We start from the raw sequence: 18335 nt of genomic DNA, 5'->3' as shown, positions 1-18335 counted from the left end.
CAAACGTTTCCTTAGGTGGAATTAAGCCATTGTTGATATTCGGGAAAGTAATAAAAAATGCCCTCTAAAATTCCAGCACTATAATTGCCATTCATACCTAAACAATTGCCTTGGGCAAAATAAAGTGAGGCTTGATCATGGGCACTTTGAAGTTTTTTTCTTAATTCTTGGGGAGCATTGGCCACAAGCACCGCAGGAATAGGACTGCTTAAAACTGCCTCATCATTGCCGCTATCCCCAGCAAAAATCGTTTGTGCCAAAGAAAATTTTTGGGCAGCCATCAAAAAAGAAATAGCTTGATATTTATTCACTTGGGAAGGCAAGATATCTAATAAGCCTATTTGCTTTTCTTCATCAACGCTCCAGATTAAATGGGTGGAAAAATTATGTTTTTCTAAAAGTGCTTGGATCTCAATTAATAATTGTTGACTATCTGCTTGAAGATCGACGTAATAACTTAGTTTATAGTGGCTTTGCTTGGCTGATTCCTGGAGTTGGAGAGCCGGGTGATTGGCAAGGCGGTGATGGATGGCGATCGCCCCCTGTTTTGGCCAGTCCGTCGCGAGGTGTTCATCCCAGGTTTGCCAGCGGTGCCATTGGGAATTTTGCCAAGTATAAATACTGCTACCCACATCGGCGATCGCAAATTGGGGGTGTGGCAGTTGATAGTCTAAAATCGCCTGATCAATTAAAGCTAAATGGCGTCCCGTGACATAGGCTAAAGTTACTTGGGGCTGGGCAACAAATTGACGGAAATAAGCCCTTGCCTGGGGAGATTCTGGGGCGGCACCATTGGGAATCAAAGTGCGATCTAAATCAGTACATAACAGCAAGCGATCAGTCATGATTTTGTCCTGTCGCACGACACAATTCTAAGAAATTGTAGTGGGCTAAACCATCTAAAATGCCAGCCGCAAATTCTTTTTCAGAAAAATAAATTGGTTGAATATTGTTTAAATCTGAAAGCTCTTCCCGGTGGCGATTTTTAACCACCACAGACAAACTATTGCCTAACATCATGTCTTCATCGGCCCCAGAACCACCCACCGTTAGAATACGATTGAGAGGAATTTCCCACTGTTCTGCAAACCAGCGTAACCCGTAACCTTTTGAGGCGCGAATCGGCACAACATCAAGGTATTGACCAAAGGAAAACATAACATTTACGGTCTGATCATTTTTAAATAAAATGCGTTTTAATTCCTCAACACTGGGGGCGATCGCCGGATCGTAAAAATAGCTAATTTTAAAGGTGCTTTGGAATAATTTAGGTTGAAGCTCTAACCCAGGTAAATCCCCTAAAAGATCCACCACCCGTTGACGATTCCAAAGATAATTAATGTGATTTGACCAAGCTCGATCTGGCGTCAATTGAGGGGCGTAGTAAATTTCTGTGCCGAGGCTCGTCATCAACACATCGGGTTGGGGAATATTGTGTTCCCGCAAAACCTTGAGGGCCGCATCCAAACGCCTTCCAGTCGCAATACAAAAGGCAATTTCCTTACGGTGCTGATTGAGCAAATCCACCAATGCTTGCAGGGCAAGCGGATCCCCCACCAAATTTTGATCGATGGTCGAAACAATCGCTCCCTGGTGATATAGGGCCGGACGACGGGCGATCGCCAATTCCTGTCGGGACTCCGTGCGGTTCAAAATCGACTGCACCACTTCCATGTACCGCTCCACATGGGACTGCCAAGTATATACCCGGCGCACGTTGCGAATCCCCTGTTGCGAAAACTTTTGCCACCGTTGGGCGTCCCCTAAAATTTTGCTAATCTTCGCCGCAATATCCTGGGGTTCAAGGGGATTGACCAAGTAACCATTTTGACAATTTTTCAAAATATCCACTGGCCCCCCATCCTCAGTAGCCACAATGGGTAAACCGCTGGCCGCCGCCTCGATCAACGTCAAACCAAAGGGCTCCGTTAACGCTGGATTCACAAATACCCCTTGGGAAAGACTAGCCAGCCGATACAGTTCCCCAATTTCCTGGGCAGACAAAAATTTAGGATAGGCCACTTTGCCATATAGGTTATACCGATCAATCGCCCACAACAATTCCGTAAAGATCGCCTGGGCATTGCTGCTTAAATCCCGTGGATCGTCCCGCGTACCCGAAAAAACCACCAAATTAGCCTGCTGTTGCAACGATGGTGATGTCCCAAAAGCTCGGATTAGGCCCAGAATATTTTTGCGCTGATCCAAACGGGACAATGCTAAAATCATCGGCTTACGGGGTTCCTGCAAAAACACCGCCAATTTCTGCCAAACTGAGCCCTGCCATTCATCACCCGTAGGAGGATAAAAACATTGCAGATCCGTCCCCGGTGGAATCACCCGCATATTTTCCGGATGGTAAAAATCGTACTGGGCATACTGACCCTGGATTTCCTGTTGGGTACTGGTAATCACCCTGGTCGCCGAGGCAAGGGTTTCTTCCTCCGCATTAATTCGCCGGGTCAAACGGTAGCGACTCTCGATCAGTTCCCCTTTAACTCCACTGGCAAGCAAGCGCTTGCGTTTGCTGCGACCGAGGGAATGGCCCGTGTGAAATAAAGGAATTCCCAGATGATTCGCTAGACGGATGCCCACATAACCCGCATCGGCATAATGACTGTGGATCAGATCCGGGAGTCTGGGTTGATGGTTGAGATAGGTTAAAGTATTGTCTGCGAAATTATCGAGGTAATCCCACAGTTCTTCTTTGGGAATATAGTCATCGATCCCGGCCGAGATGCGAATAATATTGGCTTTTTCGCTAATGGGTTCGCAAGACTGACCGTAATCGGCACTCACTTTTGGGTCAATGATCTGCTTGGTAATCAAATCGACCTGTTCAATGTCTGGGTGCTGGGCCAGGGCAGCCGCAAGTTCGACCACATATTTCGTCTGACCACCCGTATCAGCATCACGACCCAATTCTAAATTTTGACTGCGGATAAGACCGTGAATACTAATTAAAACGATGTATTGAGGGGATTGGGGACGCATCATCGTTGCTCTGGGGGCATACCCAATATCAACCGTCGCAAGGGGTTTGGTTTTCGTTGAAAAATGAATCGCAAAACGCAACCAAAAGGTAACTGCTGTTGTGATGTTAGCGTACCCTTTAGCCCAGTAAGGATCCTTGAAAAATATCTTCATTAATCAAAAATTGGCCAAAGATAGGTCAATTTCTCTGGGCAATTTCCCTCGCTAAAGACCATAAAAAACTCCCCCCAGGAGGAGAGAGAATTTCATCAAAATCTGTACCTAAAAATAAATGCTTATTTCGCCTTAGCTTGGTAACTGTTGAAGGTATTTTGTAGGAGCATTGCTACGGTCATGGGGCCGATGCCACCGGGGACGGGCGTAATCTGGGCGGCGACTTGGGCGGCCTCTGTGTAGGCGACATCTCCCACCAGACGAGATTTACCCGTTGCCGTATCGACGATGCGATTGATGCCCACATCGATCACCACGGCACCGGGCTTGATCATGTCAGCGGTAATAAATTCGGGTCTGCCAATGGCGGCTACGAGAATATCTGCCTCCCTGGTCACCGCAGCGAGGTCTTGGGTGCGAGAATGGGCGATCGCCACCGTGGCATTTGCTTCTAAAAGCATCAGAGCGATAGGTTTCCCCACCAAAATACTCCGGCCCACCACCACGGCTTTTTTCCCTTCGAGGGGGATGTGATATTCCTTGAGCAGTTCCATCACGCCGTAGGGGGTACAACTGCGCAGGCCCGGTTCGGAGCGCACGAGGTGACCTAGGTTCAAGGGGTGCAGCCCATCGGCATCCTTTTCCGGAGCAATGGTCAACAGCAAACCCACAGCATCTAGGTGGGGCGGTAATGGCAATTGCACTAAAATCCCGTCAACTCGCTCATCTTGATTCAGGTCTTGGATCACGGCTTCAAGTTCGCCCTGGGTGGTGTCAGCGGGAAAATGCTTACCAAAGGAGGCCATGCCAATCCGTTCGCAGGCGCGTTCTTTGTTGCGGACATAGGCAGCGCTAGCAGGATTATCCCCAACCATCAGCACGGCGAGACCGGGGGGACGACCCATTTTTGGGGTGAGGGCCGCGATTTGGGTTTTGAGGTTTGCTTGGATTTTTTGGGCAAAGCTTTTGCCGTCAAGGATTTGTGCCATGGATGTCGGGGATGCTGAGCATTTCGGTTGCCAAGTTTATCTTAGATCCGATGCTGGGGATAGGGCTTGAATCAGTCAAATTTAAGGAGTTGTAGGAGAATTTTTGGGGCGACGGCTGCGACTGCGTGGGGGTTGAAGGGCTTTTTTGATCAGGGTTGGAATTTCTTTAAGATTACGGCCAAAGGCGAGTTTTTCCCGTTTAAAGGCGCTGTGCATTTCCGCAGGGGTGTAAGTGTCGCTAATGCAGTAGGAAAGTTGGTTGGCGATGATGGTTCCGGCATCGTAGCAACTGCGCTGGATGGGAGCGTGACTGCCACAGAGGTAAGTGACCACGGGGGTTTGGATCTGGTCGCGGATCAGAGGAATCAGATCGATTTCTTCTTGGGAACCATAACGACCCAAAAGGGCGATCGCCTTGGTTTGGGGATCTTGATCGAGGTAGTGGAGCCACTGGGCAAAATGGGAACCCGGCAGATCGGCGTTGCCCACATCCACCACATAGGATTGACCTAAACCCGCTTGATTGAGCAAAATTGCCACTTCCTGGGAGAGGCTACTAAACCGACTGAGAAGCGCAACCTCGCCGGGTTGGAAATGATTAACGAAGCTTGTCCCTAGCCACAGTTGCCCCGGAATCACGAGTCCACTGCTCCCTGGCCCTAGGATCTGCACCTCTTCTTGTTGGGCTTGGCAGAGTAGGCGCACCATATCCAGGGGCGGCACTCCCGCAGAAACGATGATTAGTTGTTTAATCCCGGCGGCGATCGCCTCAAAGGCCGCATCCAAAACCTCAAAGGGTTCGACAAAGATCAAACTGGTGGTAATCTCGCCGACCTGGGCCTTGGCTTCCATGACCAAATCAAAAATGGGAATGCCGTCAAGGGTCTCGCCACCGCCCCCAGCACTGACGCCCCCAATAATCTCGGTGCCATAGGCGACCATCCGGGGGAGATAATATTGGGCGAGGGGCGTATGGATCCCTTGAATCAGAATATTGTGATTTGTGTGCCAAGCCATTGCCGTTGTGTCTAAGTCCTATGTGTGAGAGAAGTTGAAAGGCGTTTTAGGTTCCGGGTTTACTGAGGGCGATCGCCTGTTTGACGGCGGCCTCTAAATCTTCTTCCCAATGGCAACCAGGCGCGATCGCCGGGTCAAGGGAAGGTAAACAGCGCACAATAATGTGTTGGGGCAACTCAGGCAGCTCTGGATCGGGGTCGGCATCCGGGGCGATCGCCAATTGGGGTAAACGTGCGGTTAAAGTTGCCAAAATGCGTTGGTTAATTTCTGCTTCCGCCACCAAGTTCAACAAAACCACCTTGATCTGCGGTAGTGCGGCCAATTGTTCAAGAATAATTTCGATCTGTTCATCTAGGTCGTAGGGCGAAAACACTCGACCCTGGGCGCGGGGGCCAAGGAGCCAACAGCAGGCTGGATGACCCTTGAGATCATGGAGCATATCCCAAATCACCGCCGCCGCCCCCACCCCATAACAAACAATGCCCACCGCGCCCCCCTGGACATCATGTTGCCAAGAGAGGGGGGCCGCCTCTGGGGTAAAGCTGAGTTGATTTTGGTGCTCGTAAAACAGGGCGATTTCAGGGTGCTTACGGAGGGCCGTATCGTGAACCGTGACCTTACCATCAAGGGCCATTAATTCCCCTGCTTGGTTAATGCCCAGAGGGTTGATTTCCACCAATTCCAAGTCCTTGGCAAGGAGCAAATCGTACATTTTTTTGATGATGTCGCTCAAGGCGGGCACCAATGCCCCCCGGATACCCATTTTGTTGAGGAGATGGCGCGCTTGGAACGGGGAGAAAAAGTCTTTGATCACCACTTGATGGAGGTTCGCCAAAAGTTGATCGATTTCCATGCCGCCGTGGGCCGACCCCAAAAGCACAGGCCGCTGCAATTCGTAGTCTAAAACCACCGCCAAGAAAATTTCCTGCTTGCGTTCGTAGTGGGCCTCGGCCAATAAAACATCAGGGTATTGTCCGGCGATCGCCAAATTAAAAATATTCCGCGCGGCGGCGATCGCATCGATGGTATTCTGCACCCGTTTAATGCCCCCAGCTTTACCCCGTCCCCCAGCCCGCACCTGGGACTTCAGCACAATGGGATAGGGAATTTGCAACTGTTTCAGTTCCCGGGGATCCGCAATAATCTGGGACGGCAACGTGGGTATCCCCACCTGTTCAAAAAGTTGTTTTGCTTGGTATTCGAGCAATTCCATTAGCGCAGAGGCAACCTCTATATTTCTCAACTCAAGCCTAACTTAAAACCCGAACCCTAGTCATCAAGGCCAGAGGTTCCAGTGCCGAGGCGCAATGATTGGGCTTTATCTTTTTTCACGTATTTAGGTTTCACGTATTTAGGTGATTAGGCGAACAAAGGAAAAAAGTTAATTGCAGTTAAAGAAATGGTGTTTTTTAGATTAAGTTTTATCTGGGATCTCAACGGATTATTTAGGGTTGTTTGCACCCAATAAATTCTGAGCCATTCGCCCCCAGGACAAGCCATGGATCGCGGCGGTCTAGCCGGGAAAATACAAATCTAGTTTTTGTTTTAGGCGGATTTGGGCTTCAAACAGATTTGGGTAAGCTTCCCCCCGGTGGGTACGGTGATCATAAAGGAGATTCTCGCCCGCAAAATGATCTGGATCGCAAACATAGCTGATTAGATTTAACCCCAAAGCTCGATTTTCAAAGATCAAGACCGGGAGCAAGGATGGGTCGGGCACGGCATAACCAAACCGGGCGATCGCCTTTTCTGCCACCGTAACCCCAATAATCGTTTCATCGCCCCAGAGAATCTCACTATCGGGAATTGTCAAAGCATAAAACCAGAGGCGATCGAGAGCTTGCCAGTCCGTTGCCGTGGCCCGTTTGGTCAAATTTTCCCAGCGACTGGGGTCAGGTTTTAACAACGTCGCAAAGGCTGCCACCAAACCATGACTCAGTTGATAGCCAGCGGCGGTACGGTGCAAGAACACTTCAATGTAATACCCCCGGCGCTGTTCTCGACAAATGACCTTGAGGCTCCCCTGGGCATCCGCAATTTCCCACCAAAGTAGTTGCAGAGGCTCGCCGTAGGCTTGGGTACAAACCCGTTGGAGCTGGACTTCAGGATCTTGGCCCGTGGCGTGGGTCGTTGGGGACATGGACAAAAATTGGGTGGTGACAGAGCAAAATCCAGCTTAACCCCTAGGCCGATGAAAGAGAAAAGTCACCCCAGAGTTGAACCGTTGGGGTGACCGAACTGTAACGCCAAATCCTAACTAAATCATCAAAGTGCTATGAACCAACGATGCCGCCATCTTTACGGGTGATGACCACAGTGCTATCCCGGGGCACCATCCCACTCCCCTGGGGAGCCGGGAAATTGGTGGTGGCTGGGTTGCCATCGCCTGGGTGCTGCACGTTAATAAACATCGTGCGGCGTTCTGGGGTCACCGTAATCCCCGTTACTTCGCAATCAGTCACCCCAGTAAAGAGACGCCGAATTTCCTTGGTATTGGTATCCGCTACGAGCAGTTGGTCATTCAAGCCGTCCTTCTGGGCACCGTCGGTTTGGATAAAGAGACGGCCATCGGGGTCAGCCCATAGTCCATCGGGAGAGGCAAAAGATTCTTCGGTGCCATGGGTATCTTGGGCGATCGCAAAAATATCCCAGGTGAAGCTTGTCCCCACGTGGCGATCGCTATCCTGCCAGCGAATAATGTGGCCATCAGGATTCGGTGCCAGGGGGTTCGCCGCATCAGCTTCCGTGCGACGGCTGTTATTGGTGAGGGCACAATAAACGTTTTCCTCGGTGCCGACAGTGATCCATTCCGGACGATCCATTGGCGTTGCCCCAGCCGCATCTGCCGCTAAGCGAGCATACACAAGGATTTCAGCCTGGTCTTGGAATTTTCCTTGTAAGGCTGGGTTATCCATGCTGAGGGGTAACCACTCTCCAGAGCCATCATCGTTGAACTTGGCGACGTACAACTGGCCTTCATCGAAGGGACTGATCCCCCGCGCCCGCATTGACTGCCAATTGTTTGCCGAAACGAACTTGTAAATGTAGTCAAAGCGTTCATCGTCACCCATGTAGCAGACCACACGACCACCACGACCAACGACAATTTCTGCCCCTTCATGCTTAAAACGACCGAGGGCTGTGCGCTTAACAGGGGTCTGGTTGGGATCCATCGGGTCAATTTCGACAACCCAACCGAAGCGATTTTCTTCATTTTTGTAGGCTGCCTTTGACAAGTCGAATCGCTCGTCATAGTTTGCCCAGCCATAGCGAGAACTGCTGGCGAGTCCATAGCGGGCCTGGGCTTCGGTGGGCGTCCATTCTCCGGTGGCCCCGAAGTAGGTGTTGAAGTTTTCCTCACAGGTGAGGTAAGTGCCCCAGGGAGTGTGACCATTAGAACAGTTATTGATCGTCCCTTTCGGCGCATTGCCCGCTGCCGTTTTTAGGAGAGGATGATTTGCTGCAGGGCCACTGAAGGCCATGGGGGTATTGGCATGGATCCGGCGGGCATAGTTACTGCGAACCACTTCCCAAACGCCACGATTATTTTTCTTAATTTCAACAACGGAGGCACCATGGGCATGTTGAGACAATCGCACATCCTCAAGGCTGGCGGGATCTGCTTTACCTAGGACGTGTTCGTTGATGCCAAATTCATGGTTAATCGCCAACAAACCATGGTCATTGTTGTTGCCGAGGGGGAAAAACCACATCCCATCGTGGCCGATGCCGATCTGCTGGGCCTGTTCGTCGGCGGTGGGTCGGGTGTTGGGGTCGCCATTGTATTCGGGGCCACCGGGTTGGATGGGAGTGCCCCAGGGGATCAACACTTGGTATTGGTAGTCACTGGAAATACTGGGGACGGGGCCATTGCCTTGGGCTAGGGTTACAGCATTGAATCCCAACAGGGGACTGGTGCGCCGTTGGGCAACTTGGGTGGCGGCGGTGCTGGGTTTGAGGACGCTATTGCCGGCGATCGCCCCGATAAAACCAGCGGCGGAGAGCATCATGCTTTTTTGGAGCATACTCCGGCGGGAGAATCGCGCCTTGAAAATATCTTGGAAAGGACGATTATTTGAATAATTACTTCTGCCGTCGTCGTGAATCATGATTGTAGGGTGCTTAGTTTACAGCGTCTCAAAGATGTTTTAAGGAAGAAATATTCTAATTTGCCCCTGATTTTGGTTTTGAATATTGAGTGTTTAGCATAGAGAATTATGCCATTATTTTTTTTTATGGCGAATCAATTCCTGAAATACACTTTTATCCAAATGAATGTCCTTAAACAGGAAGTGGTTAGAGCCTTTTAAATATTGTTTTAAACAAAGGCTTTAGCCGTGGTTAGAAAACATCTAATCGGTTAAATGGGCAGACATAGAGGATGCCGATTACAATTATCTCCATGGGAATTAAGTAGAAATTAAGATTGACCAGTTAAAACTTTAAATTTTCTTTCAATCCGTTTAAGAAAGAAGCTGATCTATTGAATTTAAAATCGATAATTACGGTATATTTTTAGGCTGCTCGTTTTGCGAACAGGCACCTGTCACTACCCCAAGGCGATCGCCCCGCTGCGGATTTTCCCTATAATGAGAGTTAACTTATGTAACAACGCCTGCTCATTTTCACCATGACTCAGCGCCTCCTCTACGTCCGCCTCCCTTGCAACCCCATCTTTCCCATTGGCGTGGTGTACCTAGCAGATCATGTCCATAAGCTCTTCCCAAACCTCGAACAAAAGATTTTCGACCTGGGGGCCGTACCGCCCCTGGATTACAAAAAAGCCCTCGATGACTGTATCGCCGCTTTTAAGCCGACGCTGCTGGTCTTTTCCTGGCGTGATATCCAGATCTATGCCCCTGTGGGTGGTCGGGGTGGTAACCCTTTACAAAACTCTTTTGAGATTTTCTACGCAAAAAATCCCTTCATTAAGCTGAGGGGAGCCTTCGGGGGCCTGAAGGTAATGGCTGCCTACTACGGCGAACTGTGGCGCAACCTGGGACTCATTAAGCGCGGTCTTCAAAAAGCCCAACAGTATAATCCTGAAGCCCAGATGGTCGTTGGCGGCGGAGCAGTCAGTGTCTTCTATGAACAACTAAAAACCGCATTACCGAAAGGGGCGATCGTCTCCATCGGCGAAGGGGAGACCCTACTAGAACGCCTACTCCGGGGCCAAGACTTTAGCGATCAACGCTGCTATGTTGTGGGTCAGGCAGAGCTACGCCCCGGCATGATCCACGAAGAACCCACTCCCATCGAAAAAACCGCTTGCAACTACCAATACATTGCTGAAATTTGGCCGGAGTTTGATTATTATCTCCAGGAAAATGATTTTTACATCGGTGTCCAGACGAAACGGGGCTGTCCCCACAACTGTTGCTACTGCGTCTACACCGTCGTCGAAGGCAAGCAAGTCCGGGTCAATCCAGCAGCGGAAGTGGTGGCAGAAATGCGCCAACTCTACAATCGAGGCATTCGCAATTTCTGGTTTACCGATGCCCAGTTTATCCCGGCGAAAAAGTACATGGATGATGTGGTGGAACTGCTCCAGGCGATCCGCGATTCGGGCATGGACGATATTCACTGGGCTTCCTACATCCGCGCCGATAATCTGACCCCAGAGATCTGCGATCTGATGGTAGAAACGGGGATGAATTATTTCGAGATTGGCATCACCAGCGGCTCCCAGGAACTCGTGCGGAAAATGCGCATGGGCTACAACCTGCGGCGGGTCTTACAAAACTGCCGGGATCTCAAAGCGGCGGGCTTTAATGATGTGGTCTCGGTGAATTATTCCTTTAACGTCATTGATGAGACCTTTGATACGATCCGCCAAACCATTGCCTACCACCGGGAACTCGAAAAAATCTTCGGGGTCGATAAGGTAGAACCCGCCATTTTCTTCATTGGCCTCCAGCCCCACACCCACCTTGAACAATATGCCTTTGACCAAGAAGTGCTAAAGCCGGACTATAACCCGATGAGTTTGATGCCCTGGACGGCGAAAAAACTCCTGTGGAACCCGGAACCCCTCGGTTCTTTCTTTGGGGAAGTGTGTCTCCAGGCGTGGCGGCAAAACCCCAATGATTTTGGTCGGGAAGTGATGGCCATTCTAGAGGCTCGTTTGGGGCGATCGCCTTTGGAAGAAGCCCTAACGGCGAAAATTGTGTCCCAAAAGCCGACCCTAATCCCTGCTTAAATGTTTAATCTCGGTGGGTCATGGGTTCGGAATCTTCAGGACTGGGGGTCAGCATTTGCGTTTGGCCAAATCTTTAATAAGATTGTCGAAAAAGCCTATTTACCCCGTCTGTTTACGGAGGAAAAGATCGGTGTTGAAGTCTTGCCCTAATCTGTGTCCCCTATTGGCTGTTCTTGGGGGATTTGTGCTGCTTTCGCCTGGGGCGATCGCCCAAGAAGTTTTCACCTTTGAGCCGTTACCCCCCGTCCCCCCAGTGATTCCCCTCTGGGAAGAACCCCCCGCCTCGGAACCTGTGTTTTACGATGGCCCTGCAACGACGGTGGCCCCTGGTCAAGAATATATTTTTGAGGCTCCGGCTCCCACCGCGTCCCCTCCGGCATTTGTTCCCTCGACGCCGCGGTCAAGCGCCCGCTACCGGGTTGAAGTAGTCGGATCTAGCCCCTTGATGTTGGCAACGGTGCGCCAGGTGGAACCAACTGCTTTTGTGAAAGGCGATCGCATCCAGGCTGGTTTGTTTTCTGAGCGCGAAAATGCAGAAACGCTGCGGGCCAACCTCCAAGCCAGTGGCATTGCTGCCCAAATTACAGACATGGGTTCCGGGGATTCATTCGCTGCCAATAGCACCACAGCAGCCAGTAGCCATGGTGGTTACTTTGTGGCGATTCCCAGCCGCGGCCAAGGCCAAGATATTCAAGACCAACTGCGGCGCATGGGCATTCAACAGGATTTGATCGAAGCAAAAAGCGCTCCCCGGGGGCCTCACATCGCCATCGGCCCCTTTGCCCAACGGGAAGAGGCAGAGTTGATGAATGTGCGGGTACGGCTTATGGATCTTGATGGTCGCCTGTATTTCCGCAACTAGCTTTCATTGGCTTTCCCTTACAATCGAAACGCACTTGATTTGTCGTTTTTTTCAGAAAAACCATGGTCACAACAAACCAGCAAGCCATTCAGATTGAACGTCAACCCAGCCCGGAACGGTTAACGGCACTGGGGGTCAAAACTTGGGGCATTTGGACGAAGGAAGTCTCCACCTTTCCCTGGTCTTACGACGAAGCGGAAACCTGCTATTTCCTTGAGGGGGAAGTAACTGTAACCCCAGAGGGAGGCACCCCGGTCACCATGGGTAAAGGAGATTTAGTGACCTTTGCGGCGGGCCTGACCTGTACCTGGGAGATTACCCAATCTGTGAAAAAGCACTATTCCTTTGGGTAATCATTGAGGCGATCGCTCAGGGCAATCCATTGTAAAAGATCCACTTCTTCCCCCCTCGCCTGGGGACTAATGTCGAGATCCGCAAAAATTGGATCGAGAATTTCCGGCTTGTAAAGGCTTTTGAGGTTATTGCGCAGCATTTTGCGCTTACTGGCAAAGCCCACCTTAATCAGGGTTGCGAGTAGTTTGGGGTTCTGGGCTGGCTGGGCAAGGGGCCGGGGCCGTAGGCGCACCACCACGGATTCGACCTTTGGTTTCGGGTAAAAGGCCTTCGGTGGGACGACACAAACCGTTTCACAATCGGCGAGATATTGCACCCGCAGAGTCAAGGCCCCAAAGGCTTTGGTACAGGGATGGGCCACCAGGCGATCGCCTACTTCCTTTTGAATCAGCAGCACAATCGACTCAAAGGGATTCGAGTTCGGTCGGTCAATGGTGCCCAGGAGCTTCTCTAAAATCGGCCCGGTGATGTTGTAGGGAATATTTGCCACCACCTTGCGGGGGTTCTGAAATTGGGGAAAATCCCCTAAAAATTCATTAATATCTGCCTGGAGATAGTCCGCTTCGAGGAGTAAAAAGTTCGGGCGATCGCCATAATTTTTGACCATGTACTTGCATAGATCCCGGTCAATTTCTACCGAGAGCAAGGCTTCTACTTGAGGCAATAAACGGCTGGTTAACGCCCCTTTCCCTGGGCCAATTTCCAAGACCCGGTCTGTCGGTTGCAGGTTTGCCGCCGCAACAATCTCATCTAAAATCTGTTGATCCGTCAGCCAATGTTGACCAAACCGTTTTCGGGGGCGCATCGTTTTATCTCTCTCCATCCAGGGGCAGGGGTTTATTTTACAAGCATTTTCTACCCCTAAATTTTTTCCCCACTCAAGATAAACATCGGGTCTACCGCCGCAAACACCTGACGCATTCCCTGGGTTTCTAAACGGTTAATTGCCGCCTGGACCACTTCCACATTCCGGGCCTGCAGTTCCGAAAAACCCTCCGAAAGCTGATAAAGCTGCTCCAAGTTAGTCGCCATCGCCACCGCTCGGCCCCCTTGCCGCAAGCATTGCCAAGCCTCACTCAACAGAACTTTGATCGGTTTGCCACCCCCAAGACAAATCCGATCCGGCTTCGTGGCAATCTGGGTAAAACATTCCGGTGCATTCCCCTCAATCACCGTAATATTGTCGGTTTGAAAATGTGCACAATTGCGACGCACTAAATCCGCCACCTCCTCATCCCGTTCAACGGCGATCACCTGGGCTTGGGGGCATAAAAGGGCGATCTCAACGGAAATTGTCCCCGTCCCGGCCCCAATATCCCAGAGTACAGAATCCGCCTCCATCCGTAGGGCCGAAATAATCAAAAGCCGCGCTTCTCGTTTCGTCAGGGGAATGCCCGGTAAACGTTTAAATAGGTGATCCGGAATGCCAGGGGTCTGGTAATGCCAAGCCATAAGTGCTGCTAAAAAATAAAAACTATAGGGTTGCAAACGCATCCGTTGCGTTCAATAATTCCGTTTGAATCCCCGGTTCAAAGGCCGAGTGACCTGCCTCCGGGACAAGGACAAACTTTGCTTCCGGCCAGGCTTGATGGAGTTCCCAGGCACTGGTCATCGGACAAACCACATCATAGCGACCCTGGACAATGACTGCCGGTAAATGACGGATGCGATCAATGTTTTCGAGGAGTTGATTTTCCGTGGTAAAAAAACCTTTATTCACGAAATAATGACATTCAATCCGGGCAAAGGCTTCGGCAAATTCTGGGCGTGCAAAACTCACTTTACTGGCCGCCGATGGGATTAACCGACTGGTGCTACCTTCCCACACAGACCAGGCCTGGGCTGCTTCTAGGCGAATGTGGGGATCGGGACTGGTTAAACGTTTGTAATAGGCACTGACGAGATTGTGACGTTCGTCGGGGGGAATCGGTTTGAGATAACTTTCCCAGGCATCGGGGAAAATTTCGCTGGCCCCGTACTGATAGAACCACTGGATTTCTTTTTGACGGAGCATAAAAATTCCCCGCAGGATCAGACCAAGGCAACGGTCTGGGTGGGTTTGGCTATAGGCAAGGGCGAGGGTACTGCCCCAACTGCCGCCAAAGATAAACCATTGGTCAATGGCGAGATGGTCGCGGATTTTTTCGATATCTGCAACGAGATCCCAGGTGGTATTTTCCCGTAATTCTGCCCTGGGGGTACTCTGGCCTGCGCCCCGCTGGTCAAACAGAATAATGCGCCATTGTTGCGGATCAAAAAATTGACGATAAATCGGGGGACAGCCACCCCCTGGGCCACCGTGGATGAAGACGACGGGTTTACCATCTGGATTGCCGGATTCTTCGTAATAGAGGGTGTGGAGATCAGAAACGGGGAGTTTGTCGCTGTGGTAGGGCTGGAGAGGGGGATAGAGGTTGCGCATGGCCGAGGTGAAGGGGTGGGCATAGTTGAATCGTGCCAGAAACAGCGGGCGATCGCCAATGGGTTGGCTGTCCTAGAGGGTGCTGGCGAGATAGTGACGGGTGACGTAATGGTTCACCATATCAATCAGTTTTTCACTGTGGATCGGCTTGGGTAGGTAATCTTGGAAACCATGTTTTTGGAGTTTTTGCCACTGGTCATCGCTGAGGCGATCGCCCGTCAAGAGAGTGGGAATTTGTTGGGTTTGGGGAGCCATTTTAAGGCTATCGATAATGTCTTCAATTTGAATTTTATGTTGGTGGGCATCGAGAATCACTAAAATCGGCTGGAGAGCACTAATCTGACGGCTGGCAATTTCGCTATCGATCAGCCAAATCACTTGGTAGTTCGTCGCCGTTAACAACTCACAAATCAGGGTCGCCATTTCTTCATCCTGGGAAACCAGCACAATGGTGCCGCCCTGGTTGCCGCCCACACTCCCCTTACCCACGGGGTGAAGATTGCGGGGCACTTGGTTGGGGATGCGGACGGTGAAGATGGAGCCTTTTTTTGGGGTGGAGGTGACGTGAATTTGTCCCTGGTGAATTTCGACGAGCTGTTTGACGAGGGCTAAACCAAACCCCGCCCCATCGTAGCGACGACTCATGGAAGGTTCGAGTTGCTGGAACTGCTCAAACAGGAGGGGAATTTGCTGGGGGGGGATGCCAATGCCCGTGTCTTTGACCTGGAAGCTGACATCTTTTTGTTTTTCGCGCCAAATACTGAAGGTGACTTCGCCACCGTGGGAGGTGAATTTAATCGCATTGGACAGGAGGTGACTGAGGATTTTTTCCAGGCGGATCGGGTCGGCGTAAAAGGAATCTTGTTCTGGTTCTAGTTGATTGATGAATTTAAGGCTGATCCCCTGGCGATCGCCTAATTCTTGGAACCCATTGAGGACGCGATAACACAATTGTTTGAGGGAAAATTTCTGTAAATCCAACACAGAACGGGCCGCTTCTGTTTGGGAAAAATCAAGAATATCCTGGAGCAAATTACGCAGGCGAGTGCCGCTTTCATGGATGGTTTGGAGATAGACGCGCTGTTTTTCGGGGGAGAGCTTTTTCGGATTGTCATCGGCTGTCCAATAGCTGAGGGTATTCGATAGACCAATGATCGACGTGAGCGGAGTCAAAAGCTCGTGGCTCATGATGTGGATAAATTCTTTTTTCGATTGGCTGGCCACTTGGGCAGAGAGGAGGGCATCTTCTAGTTCCCGGGCGCGGCGTTGGGCGAGGGTCTCAAGGCTGGTTTTTTGTTCTTGCAATTGCTGGTAAGAACGGGCTTGGAGGATGGCGATCGCCAAATATTCCGCCACGTGGGTCAGGAAAGTAATTTCATTTTTGCGCCAACGGCGGGGGCCATGGCATTGGTGGGCGATGAGCAAACCCCAGAGGCGCTGCTCGACGATGAGGGGCACTACCAACTTCGCCTTGACCTGCATCCCTTGGAGTTGTTGCTTAAAACAGGGACTGAGGTTTGGTTGGGTCTCGATGTCATTTACCGCCAAGTGCTTCCCATTCAGATAGGCATCTTTGATCAGTTGATTATTCGTCAGGCATTCATCTTGGTCAAAATGCAGGAGGGAAGTGACTTTGTCTGAGGACACCACTTCAAAGGTGACCCGATTGACGAATTTCTCTGGATTCGCCGTCGGTAAATCGAGCTGATAAACCAGCAGCCGATCAACCCGTAAGAGGCGCTGGGCTTGTTCGAGGGCCATGCGTACCGTCACCATCAGGTCTTGGTTTTGGTAGATGCGATGGGTGACATTGTTGAGGATTTTTTCCTGTTCTAGGCGCTGGCTCAGCAACATATTCAGGGGTTGGTTGGGCACCACCGCCTCGTCAGGCGCAGTTTCTTGGATGGACGGCGATCGCACAATCTCCAAGAGGCCCACCATCAGATCCGGCGGAATCGCAGAGCGTTGGGGCAAAATCTTTTTTCGCAGGGCCTTCAATTGGGGAAAGTCCACATGACTACCGAGGAGGGTCGCAATCAGGGGGGCGATCGCCTGGGGATCAAACGCCATAGAAATTTCATACTGTTCCCCTGGGGCTGACGGCGTATCCGGAGTAACTGCGGCGGGATCAATAGCCTTCGCCCACAGCAGAGCCGTAAAATCCGTTTCGATGAGGAGGTGAAAAACGTCGTAGTCGAGGGCCAACCCTGCCTCTTGTAACTGGGCACCACTGATGTATAGGCGATCCTGGGGGTCGATGCCAATGCCAAACCGCCGCCAAAGATGACACAGCTGTTGCAGCACATTCCAAGGGGCAGTCCAAGCAATATCGGGGGTAATGGCGTTAAGAATCATGAATTACGTCAAGAGACCAATCAGACAGACCTCGTTGCTGTCTAGCATGGCCCTAATTTTTGGCGGGAGCTTTAGATCTAAGCTTTTCTAAAGAAAGTTTATGGCAAGCTGAGGGGTTGCCGAAAGAATCTTCTTGTCTTGAAACGAAACGTGTCAAGGGCAGAGGATGATCAAGCCTGACTTGGCGACAGGTATTTTTTCGGTAGGATGATATCATACAAGGCTTTTGCCTTCCTTTCGCGCTCCTATTGTAGGTTTCGCCGATGTTCTATAGTTTTCAAAACCGCATCTCTGTCCCAGGGATTTCCCCATTGGCCCTGGGTCTCGCCTCTAGATCTTGTTTGGGTCTGGTGGGCTTAGTTGGACTATTAAGCTTGACGCTCCCCCAGGCGATCGCCCAAGCACCGCCCCAACTGACCTGTGATTATGCCGAGCCTCCCCAAGACCCAGCGATCACCCCAGAAATGTCTTGTATGCTCCGTTTTGATGCCATCGAAATTAATGGTCTAGAACCCTTAAGTTCCGGTCAACCCCCCAGCCGCTATTCCTGGTTTATGCGCCAGGCCGAAGATCGCACCGAATTGCTAATTCCTTTGTTATTTAGGCAAAGTCCTACCCCCAGCACTTTGGATCTTTTGGTACTTGGTCAAAATGATGTGGCGGTAGCCCCTCTATTTAATCTGCGTATTTCCCAACAGGATTGGCAACGGAACCCCAATATCAAACAGTGGGCCAGTTATTATCCCGAAGTAGATGTCCTCCTGAACCTCAGTCAGCCCGTAGCGAGCAACGAAGCTGCAACATCGCCAGCATCGCCAACCCCAGAGACAATCACGCCACCCCCAAGCTTAGATACGACCCCAACCCCAAGCGAAGGGTTAGTTCCCGATGCGGGGATTCCTGCTTTACCTAGCATTCCTACCCTACCAGACGTGGAAAATGTGAGCCCCCCAGAGACCACAGCACCATAAAAAAAGTTCCCATGACCCT

Annotated in this window: 15 protein-coding genes; 4 read left to right on the top strand and 11 right to left on the bottom strand. The window is 50.9% G+C overall.

What is annotated here, in order from left to right:
* Positions 1–11: 11 nt before the first annotated feature.
* The 7 genes from AACT35_RS12860 to AACT35_RS12830 form a co-directional block, all read right to left on the bottom strand.
* Positions 12–845 carry an HAD-IIB family hydrolase gene (locus AACT35_RS12860; protein ID WP_099238097.1) on the bottom strand — a complete coding sequence of 278 codons (834 nt, stop codon included), beginning with the start codon at positions 843–845 and terminating at the stop codon, positions 12–14.
* Positions 838–2997 (bottom strand): HAD family hydrolase, encoded by a 2160-nt coding sequence (locus AACT35_RS12855; protein WP_099238245.1) that lies wholly within the window; start codon positions 2995–2997, stop codon positions 838–840. The genes AACT35_RS12860 and AACT35_RS12855 overlap by 8 nt, the downstream gene beginning before the upstream one ends.
* Before the next feature lie 272 nt (positions 2998–3269).
* Positions 3270–4136: a bifunctional methylenetetrahydrofolate dehydrogenase/methenyltetrahydrofolate cyclohydrolase FolD gene (gene folD, locus AACT35_RS12850; RefSeq protein ID WP_099238095.1), complete on the bottom strand. Its 867-nt coding sequence runs from the start codon at positions 4134–4136 to the stop codon at positions 3270–3272.
* An 81-nt stretch (positions 4137–4217) separates the two neighbouring features.
* The gene (locus AACT35_RS12845) at positions 4218–5153 is read right to left on the bottom strand and encodes a succinate--CoA ligase subunit alpha (protein ID WP_030007811.1); all 936 of its coding nucleotides are present in this window, start codon (positions 5151–5153) and stop codon (positions 4218–4220) included.
* A gap of 46 nt (positions 5154–5199) precedes the next feature.
* Complete coding sequence (locus AACT35_RS12840) at positions 5200–6366, bottom strand: ATP-grasp domain-containing protein (protein WP_030007812.1); 1167 nt, start codon at positions 6364–6366, stop codon at positions 5200–5202.
* Positions 6367–6666: 300 nt separating this feature from the next.
* Positions 6667–7293, bottom strand: a complete 627-nt coding sequence (locus AACT35_RS12835) for a hypothetical protein (protein ID WP_099238093.1) — start codon at positions 7291–7293, stop codon at positions 6667–6669.
* A 133-nt stretch (positions 7294–7426) separates the two neighbouring features.
* Entirely contained in the window at positions 7427–9262 is a 1836-nt protein-coding gene (locus AACT35_RS12830) for a PhoX family protein (RefSeq protein WP_099238091.1), read from the bottom strand.
* A 521-nt stretch (positions 9263–9783) separates the two neighbouring features.
* Between AACT35_RS12830 and AACT35_RS12825 the strand changes: the two genes are divergently transcribed.
* The 3 genes from AACT35_RS12825 (at position 9784) to AACT35_RS12815 (ending at position 12567) form a co-directional block, all read left to right on the top strand.
* Positions 9784–11352: a photosystem II high light acclimation radical SAM protein gene (locus AACT35_RS12825; RefSeq protein WP_065710330.1), complete on the top strand. Its 1569-nt coding sequence runs from the start codon at positions 9784–9786 to the stop codon at positions 11350–11352.
* Positions 11353–11482: 130 nt separating this feature from the next.
* Complete coding sequence (locus AACT35_RS12820) at positions 11483–12214, top strand: SPOR domain-containing protein (RefSeq protein ID WP_143596761.1); 732 nt, start codon at positions 11483–11485, stop codon at positions 12212–12214.
* A 62-nt stretch (positions 12215–12276) separates the two neighbouring features.
* Entirely contained in the window at positions 12277–12567 is a 291-nt protein-coding gene (locus AACT35_RS12815) for a cupin domain-containing protein (RefSeq protein ID WP_099238087.1), read from the top strand.
* On the opposite strand, the gene rsmA is transcribed toward AACT35_RS12815, so the two are convergent.
* From rsmA to AACT35_RS12795, 4 genes are all read right to left on the bottom strand, one after another.
* Positions 12552–13373: a 16S rRNA (adenine(1518)-N(6)/adenine(1519)-N(6))-dimethyltransferase RsmA gene (gene rsmA, locus AACT35_RS12810; RefSeq protein WP_099238085.1), complete on the bottom strand. Its 822-nt coding sequence runs from the start codon at positions 13371–13373 to the stop codon at positions 12552–12554. The genes AACT35_RS12815 and rsmA overlap by 16 nt on opposite strands.
* A gap of 56 nt (positions 13374–13429) precedes the next feature.
* Positions 13430–14020 carry a precorrin-6Y C5,15-methyltransferase subunit CbiT gene (cbiT, locus tag AACT35_RS12805; protein ID WP_099238243.1) on the bottom strand — a complete coding sequence of 197 codons (591 nt, stop codon included), beginning with the start codon at positions 14018–14020 and terminating at the stop codon, positions 13430–13432.
* A gap of 22 nt (positions 14021–14042) precedes the next feature.
* Positions 14043–14990 (bottom strand): prolyl aminopeptidase, encoded by a 948-nt coding sequence (pip, locus tag AACT35_RS12800; RefSeq protein WP_099238083.1) that lies wholly within the window; start codon positions 14988–14990, stop codon positions 14043–14045.
* 72 nt (positions 14991–15062) lie between these two features.
* Positions 15063–17345, bottom strand: coding sequence for a hybrid sensor histidine kinase/response regulator (locus AACT35_RS12795; RefSeq protein ID WP_099238081.1), 2283 nt, complete (start codon positions 17343–17345; stop codon positions 15063–15065).
* A gap of 263 nt (positions 17346–17608) precedes the next feature.
* Between AACT35_RS12795 and AACT35_RS12790 the strand changes: the two genes are divergently transcribed.
* Positions 17609–18316 carry a hypothetical protein gene (locus AACT35_RS12790; RefSeq protein ID WP_099238079.1) on the top strand — a complete coding sequence of 236 codons (708 nt, stop codon included), beginning with the start codon at positions 17609–17611 and terminating at the stop codon, positions 18314–18316.
* Positions 18317–18335: the final 19 nt, after the last annotated feature.

The sequence above is a fragment of the Synechococcus sp. BDU 130192 genome (genome assembly GCF_963876085.1).
Lineage (GTDB): Bacteria > Cyanobacteriota > Cyanobacteriia > Cyanobacteriales > MRBY01 > MRBY01.
This window is presented reverse-complemented; position numbering and strand designations above follow the sequence as displayed.

Coding starts and splice junctions, on each gene's coding strand:
- AACT35_RS12790 (WP_099238079.1), top strand. CDS start 17,609: ATGTTCTATAGTTTTCAAAACCGCATCTCTGTCCCAGGGATTTCCCCA.
- pip (WP_099238083.1), bottom strand. CDS start 14,990: ATGCGCAACCTCTATCCCCCTCTCCAGCCCTACCACAGCGACAAACTC.
- AACT35_RS12860 (WP_099238097.1), bottom strand. CDS start 845: ATGACTGATCGCTTGCTGTTATGTACTGATTTAGATCGCACTTTGATT.
- cbiT (WP_099238243.1), bottom strand. CDS start 14,020: ATGGCTTGGCATTACCAGACCCCTGGCATTCCGGATCACCTATTTAAA.
- AACT35_RS12845 (WP_030007811.1), bottom strand. CDS start 5,153: ATGGCTTGGCACACAAATCACAATATTCTGATTCAAGGGATCCATACG.
- AACT35_RS12825 (WP_065710330.1), top strand. CDS start 9,784: ATGACTCAGCGCCTCCTCTACGTCCGCCTCCCTTGCAACCCCATCTTT.
- AACT35_RS12840 (WP_030007812.1), bottom strand. CDS start 6,366: ATGGAATTGCTCGAATACCAAGCAAAACAACTTTTTGAACAGGTGGGG.
- AACT35_RS12830 (WP_099238091.1), bottom strand. CDS start 9,262: ATGATTCACGACGACGGCAGAAGTAATTATTCAAATAATCGTCCTTTC.
- folD (WP_099238095.1), bottom strand. CDS start 4,136: ATGGCACAAATCCTTGACGGCAAAAGCTTTGCCCAAAAAATCCAAGCA.
- rsmA (WP_099238085.1), bottom strand. CDS start 13,373: ATGCGCCCCCGAAAACGGTTTGGTCAACATTGGCTGACGGATCAACAG.
- AACT35_RS12795 (WP_099238081.1), bottom strand. CDS start 17,345: ATGATTCTTAACGCCATTACCCCCGATATTGCTTGGACTGCCCCTTGG.
- AACT35_RS12835 (WP_099238093.1), bottom strand. CDS start 7,293: ATGTCCCCAACGACCCACGCCACGGGCCAAGATCCTGAAGTCCAGCTC.
- AACT35_RS12815 (WP_099238087.1), top strand. CDS start 12,277: ATGGTCACAACAAACCAGCAAGCCATTCAGATTGAACGTCAACCCAGC.
- AACT35_RS12855 (WP_099238245.1), bottom strand. CDS start 2,997: ATGATGCGTCCCCAATCCCCTCAATACATCGTTTTAATTAGTATTCAC.